The organism is Candidatus Korarchaeota archaeon NZ13-K, assembly GCA_003344655.1.
In the GTDB taxonomy this organism is placed as follows: Archaea; Korarchaeota; Korarchaeia; order Korarchaeales; family Korarchaeaceae; genus Korarchaeum.
Map to the genome: position 1 here is coordinate 1 of MAIU01000072.1, position 5,474 is coordinate 5,474.

Here is a 5,474-nt window from a genome sequence, read left to right on the forward strand (position 1 = left end):
GCAGGTACCTCATATACTTCTGGCCCTTCATCCTGATCATATTCCTCATCTTCTTCCTCAGGCTCCCCGTGGACATCTCCCTCCTCCTCACCGCCGTGATCGTGACCCTCTACGCGAGGCCAGAGAGGAAGGACTTGAAGGAGGGGCTGAAGTTCGCCTTCTCGATCAAGATACTGGCGGTGGTCCTAGCGGTGACCATGTTCACCCAGTACGTCTACGATAGCAGGGCCGCCGAGGCCCTCTACCGCTTCATGACCTCCAGGAACATACCTCCCCTCCCCCTCTGCTTCCTCATAACATTCGTGATAGGGGTCACCACGGCGGGCGAGTACGTGTACACTGGCACGGCCCTGCCGCTCCTCAGCACGATAATAGGCACCTCATCGGGTATAAAGGACATATACCTTCTCACGAGCTACGCTGGCGGTTACTTCGGGGTCATGCTCTCACCCGTTCACCTCTGCCTGGTCCTGACGCTCGAGTACTACGGTGCCAGGTACTCCGGGGTCTACAGGTACCTGGTGCCGGCCACCCTGCTGAGCCTTGCGATAACCTTCTCTCTGGCCCTTCCCCTTCAGGGTGGGCTCGCTTGAGGAAGCTCTGGATAGATGTGGTCAACGAGGCTCACGCCAGGTTCTGGAGGAGGTTCCTCAGCAGGTACAGGGGCCCGGTCCTCCTGACGACCAGGAGGAAGGGTTCCCTGGTGGAGCTCCTGGGGAAGATGCTGCCAGGAATGAGCATCGCGCCCGTGGGGGAGTGGGGGGCGAGCGATCGTGAGAAGCTGCTCAGGTACGCTGAGAGGGTCGAGGCCCTGGCCCTCCTGCTCGAGGGAGAGGAGCCATGTGCAGCAGTATCGAAGGGCTCAGTTGAGCAGGCCAGGGTGGCCTTCGGCCTTGGCATACCCCTGGTGGCCATGAACGATAACGATCTGTCGCCCCACGTCGTCACGAAGCTCACCTTCCCCCTGGCGACCGTCTCGATAGTGCCGGAGTGCTTCTCCGGCCCGACCTACGGGGAGACGGTGAGGTTCAGGGGAGTCTTCGAGATCTCCCACGTCCTGGACTACCTGGAGGGGGGCGAGTTCACTAGATATGATCTTGGACTGGATGAGGGTGGCTACATAATCGTCAGGGAACCTCCTGTGGCCTCTCACTACCTCAGGGAGGATCCCGCATTCGAGGTGGCCGTGAGGAGGCTTGGGGACCTCGGGATACCGATCCTCAGGGTGAGGAGGGATGGATTCATCGAGCTCCCCTCGGGGGAGGTTGTGAGGGCAAGCCTCGACGGCCTCTCCCTCATAGCCAGGTCGGCCGGGGTCATCTCCGGCGGGGGCACCATGGCAAGAGAGGCGGCCCTGCTAGGGGTACCATCAATATCTCTCCTCCCCAGGGAGGAACCCTGTGTGAGCGGCCTGCTGATGAAAGCCGGCCTCATGTTCAAAGCTGGTCCATCAGATGTTGTGGAGACCTATAGAAGGGCTAGGGAGGAGTGGGAGGCTGGCAACCTCAAGGAGAGGGCTTGGAAATTCCTCAGTGTATGCGAGGACCCCGTGAGCGTGGTCATGGAAGTCCTGAGGAGGTTCTGCTGATCTAGCCCCTGAGGGCCCAGACGATCCCCCTCTCAATCGCCCGGACATCAACTATGCCCCTCTCATAGAGCCTGGAGAGGAGGGATCTGATGGTCACTGCGCCGAGTATAACAGAGCTCGGAGTTAGCTCAGCCCCTCCCTCAGCAAGCATCCTGAACGTCAGCTCCTCCACCGTGAGCTCCCTGGCCCTGAGAGCTGATATCACCCCCTCCCTTATGGATTCCAGCGCCCTCAGGTTCTCCTCAACCAGCTCCATGGCCCTCCTCCCCTCAACAACAGGGCCGTGGGATGGCACCACCTTCTCGAAGTCCTTAATGTGATCTCTCAACCACTCCAGAGTCCTCAAGGCTGCTTCAAAGTCAAGGAAGTACGGGATAACCACCCTCTTCAGCAGCTTATCGCCGAAGATGGAGTCAGCGGCATAGAGTATGCCCGAGTCCGTGAGGTAGCCAACCTGGCCGAAGGTGTGACCGGGCAGGCTCAGGGCCTCTATGCGATCTATCCTGAAGGGGAGCCTGAAGGGGACGTTCACGCTCACGGGCAAAGCTTCCACGTGGAATATCAGGTTCCAGGGGGCGTAGCCGCCGAACGTAGTTGCCTCCCTGAGCTCGGGGGACTCGATGAAGGGGAGCTCGTGGAGAGGTGCGTAGATGCCTGACTCGCTCCTCAAGCCCCTGGCTGCGAGCACGTGATCGGAGTGGGAGTGGGTTATCAGAACAGCTTCTATTTTCCCCTGCCCCTCTATCTCAGCCCTCCTCCCCTCGGGGCAGCCCGGGTCTATGACGTAGAAGCCCGAAGGGGATCCGACAAAAAGCGTGGCTGGACTTCCGGGGAGTATGAAGGCGTCGCCCCCTATACCCTTGAGCATGGGCCCGGGCCCCTGGTAACCTTAAAAAAAGCTTGCAAGATCAGAGCCTCACTCTCTCCTCCAATCCCCTCCTCTCCACGAACGTCCAGCCGAAGCTCCTCCCCCTCAGCCTGGCGTATATTACGTCTAGGAAGCACTTGAGCATCAGCACCTCATGGAACTGCTTGTAGCCTAGGGCGAAAAGCGGGACCACCGCGAGCGAGAGTTCCCTCTCTCCCGCTATCTGAAGCGCTATCAGCGTTATCAGGATCTGTAGAGTTGAGAAGAGCAATATCTGAATGATCAGCGGGATTATGAGTCCCCTAAGGATGGCCAGGGCTATCGATATCATCGCCAGGAAGTCTATAATGGGGATGAGGAGGTTGTTTATTATTATCAGCGGGAAGTCGAGGGCCCTGAGGTGACCGAAGCCGGAACGATAGGCGTAGACGTCCCTGTGCTTGAGCAGGACCTCGAATGCCCCCCTGTACCACCTCAACCTCTGCCTGTAGAGGCTCCTCAGATCCTCGGGCACCTCCGTGAAGGCCACGGCATATGAGCTCGCCTGAACCACCCTCCCGGATTTGAGGGCCTTAACTGTGACGTCGAAGTCCTCAGTGAGGGTGTCTGCATCGTAAAATCCTGTGGCCTCGAGCACGCTCCTCCTGAAGGCCCCCAGGGCTCCCGATATTATTGGAACCGCCCCTAGGACGCTTAGGCCCTTCCTGAAGAGGTGAAATGTGGCTATGTACTCGATCGCCTGGAGCTTCGTTATCAGGTTGACCCTGTTCCTCACCATGACGTTACCGGCCACCGCGGAGACGTTTGGATCCTGAAGCTTCCTGACGAGCTCCGTTATCGCCTCCCTGCTGATTATCGTATCAGCATCTATGAACACAATGACATCCCCCTTCGCGAACCTGAGGCCGAAGTTGAGGGCCCTGGCCTTCCCCATCCCCCCGATCTCCTTCCTCAGCACCTTGAACCTCGGACCCTGGTACTTGGAGGCCACCTCAAACGTCCTGTCCGTTGAGGCATCGTCGACGACTATGACCTCCTTAGGCTCATAATCGGACTCCAGAACAGATCTTATTGTGTAGTCTATCACCCTCTCCTCGTTCCTAGCCGGTATTATCACGCTGACGAGGGGCCTGTGGAGGAGGGGCCTTCCCCTCTCCCTCTCCTCCAGGTTCCTGTAGTGAACGGCCAGGGGGATCAGCAGCATGTAGTGCCAGGTTATCGTGGCCAGACCGAAGGCTAGGAAGCTGTACAGGAACCTCTCAAACCTGCTCTGAATGTCGTAGGAGAGAGTGAGGGAGAGGAGGAACGGGAGGACCAGTAGGAGGAAGGGGAGGGACCTCTCCCCAAGGTAGCTGGGCCTCTCCGATCTGAAGAACGCTGCGTGCGCGATGAAGTACGATGATATCAGGACGGCCGTGCAGAAGGACACCAGGGAGAGAAGCCCCCCTGTGAGGATCGGTATCAGGATCAGGTTGAGGTAGATCAGGGAGAGGGTCATGTAGATGGTCCTCAAGCTCCCTCCCCCAGGGACCTCAGAACCTCCTCCAGGGTGCGCTCCACTCCCTCGAGCCTAACCAGTCTCACCCCGAGGCTCGATGCCAGCCTGGCCACTGGCTCCCTCACCTCCCCCCTGTGGATCACCACAACTCTCCCGGCTCCCACGTCATAGGCCTTGGAGAATATGGCCATGAGCCTCTCCTCATCCAGCTCATCCGCGACCTCCACCACGGCGGCCACGGACCCCTCTCCCGGCCTCCTCAGGACCACGTCGAACTCCAGATCAACCCCGGAGGATCCCCTCATGACCACATGGGGCCCCAGGACCTCGTAATCCCGGGAGAGCATGCTCCTGATCTCCTCATAGAGCCTCATGGTCGGGATCTGCACGGTAATGCTCCCGGGAACGACAACATATCTGTGAACCTCCTTCGTCCTCAACTCCGTCCACTTATTCTCATATCCGCATTTTAGGCACTCGTAATTGAGGGAGGGGACCGAGAAGACCTCACCGCACTCCTCACACCTCTGGACATCCGCCACCCTGATGAAGTCCCTCCCCAGCTCCCTCAGCTCCCTACCGCACTTGGGGCAAAGGAGCCTCCCCGACTGGGCTAGGAACTCAGCCTCGAGGCCCACGTAGCCGCAGAGCAGATGCTCCATCACGACGCTACTTTGGAACCTGAGGGATCCGCAGTAGGGGCACCTGGCCCTCACCAGGAGGACCTCAGAGCCGCACCTCGAGCAGGAGGCCACCCTGTCATGGATCTCCCTCCTGAGGACCCCTATCTCAACTAGCTCCCCGATTATCTTCATTGCCTCCTCACAGGGAACGATCCCCAGGTCCCTGAGGGGGGCGCAGTAGTCATAGCCCGTAGCCGGGTCGTAGCGGGGGGCTATCTCCCTCAGGTACCCCTTCACCATGAGGTCCAGGAGCGCGAGGGCCTTGGATCTCGAGGGGCTCACCCTCCCGTGTCGTGGGGGAATATTATAAGCTGTCGGGTCACGCTGCACCTCCCAGCATCGCTCCATCTTCCTCATGGATCGGAGCTCAGCTTAGCTAAATCACCGCTCGAGGCTTATGGATTCCCTCCTCTTGGGTCCGATCAGGCGCTCGGATATCTTCGATGCCGCATCCTCGGGACTCTCGGCCTCTATCAGGTTTATGTTGAAGCTCCTGGCCAGGGCCTTTGCCCCCTCGCTGGCCCTGGGAATAGCTACAAGGGTGGCCTCGGTCGATTGGGAGTCCACCATCTTGCCGAAGAGCGACAGAACCTTGTCCTCGCCCACCTGCCCCTCCCCCTGCACGACGTCGACCAGGTGCTCATCACCCCCCATCCTCGCGGACATGGAGAACCTGTGGACTATGCCGGAGAGGCCCAGCACCTCCCTTGGGCTCATAACCTCGAAACCCCGAGCCCTAAGGATCCTAGCGATCTCCTCCGTCACAGGAGCCCTGCTCAGTATCCTCTCCCTCAAGACCTCGTACTTATATACGGCTCTGAGGCTGAGCTCAGCCTC

The 5,474-nt window shown here is 59.5% G+C and carries 6 protein-coding genes; 2 read left to right on the forward strand and 4 right to left on the reverse strand.

Annotation, left to right across the window (positions count from 1 at the left end; translation table 11 throughout):
- Nucleotides 1-593 (forward strand): DUF401 family protein (locus tag BA066_06405; GenBank protein ID RDD53056.1); only part of this gene is annotated, 593 nt, incomplete at its 5' end.
- Entirely contained in the window at nt 461-1,588 is a 1,128-nt protein-coding gene (locus tag BA066_06410) for a DUF354 domain-containing protein (GenBank protein RDD53057.1), read from the forward strand. The genes BA066_06405 and BA066_06410, both read left to right, overlap by 133 nt.
- Nucleotide 1,589: 1 nt before the next feature.
- Here BA066_06410 and BA066_06415 read toward each other — a convergent pair whose 3' ends face one another.
- From BA066_06415 to BA066_06430, 4 genes are all read right to left on the reverse strand, one after another.
- A complete protein-coding gene (locus tag BA066_06415) occupies nt 1,590-2,456 on the reverse strand; it encodes an MBL fold metallo-hydrolase (GenBank protein ID RDD53058.1) in 867 nt (288 codons plus the stop codon).
- A 40-nt stretch (nt 2,457-2,496) separates the two neighbouring features.
- Nucleotides 2,497-3,969, reverse strand: a complete 1,473-nt coding sequence (locus BA066_06420) for a glycosyltransferase family 2 protein (GenBank protein RDD53059.1) — start codon at nt 3,967-3,969, stop codon at nt 2,497-2,499.
- Nucleotides 3,966-4,919 (reverse strand): hypothetical protein, encoded by a 954-nt coding sequence (locus tag BA066_06425; protein ID RDD53060.1) that lies wholly within the window; start codon nt 4,917-4,919, stop codon nt 3,966-3,968. The genes BA066_06420 and BA066_06425 overlap by 4 nt, the downstream gene beginning before the upstream one ends.
- Nucleotides 4,920-5,018: 99 nt before the next feature.
- On the reverse strand, nt 5,019-5,474 hold a 456-nt coding region (locus tag BA066_06430), incomplete at its 5' end, for a hypothetical protein (GenBank protein RDD53061.1).

What these genes read in the sequence shown, in the direction of transcription:
- BA066_06415 (RDD53058.1), bottom strand. Translation starts at nt 2,456, where the DNA reads ATGCTCAAGGGTATAGGGGGCGACGCCTTCATACTCCCCGGAAGTCCA.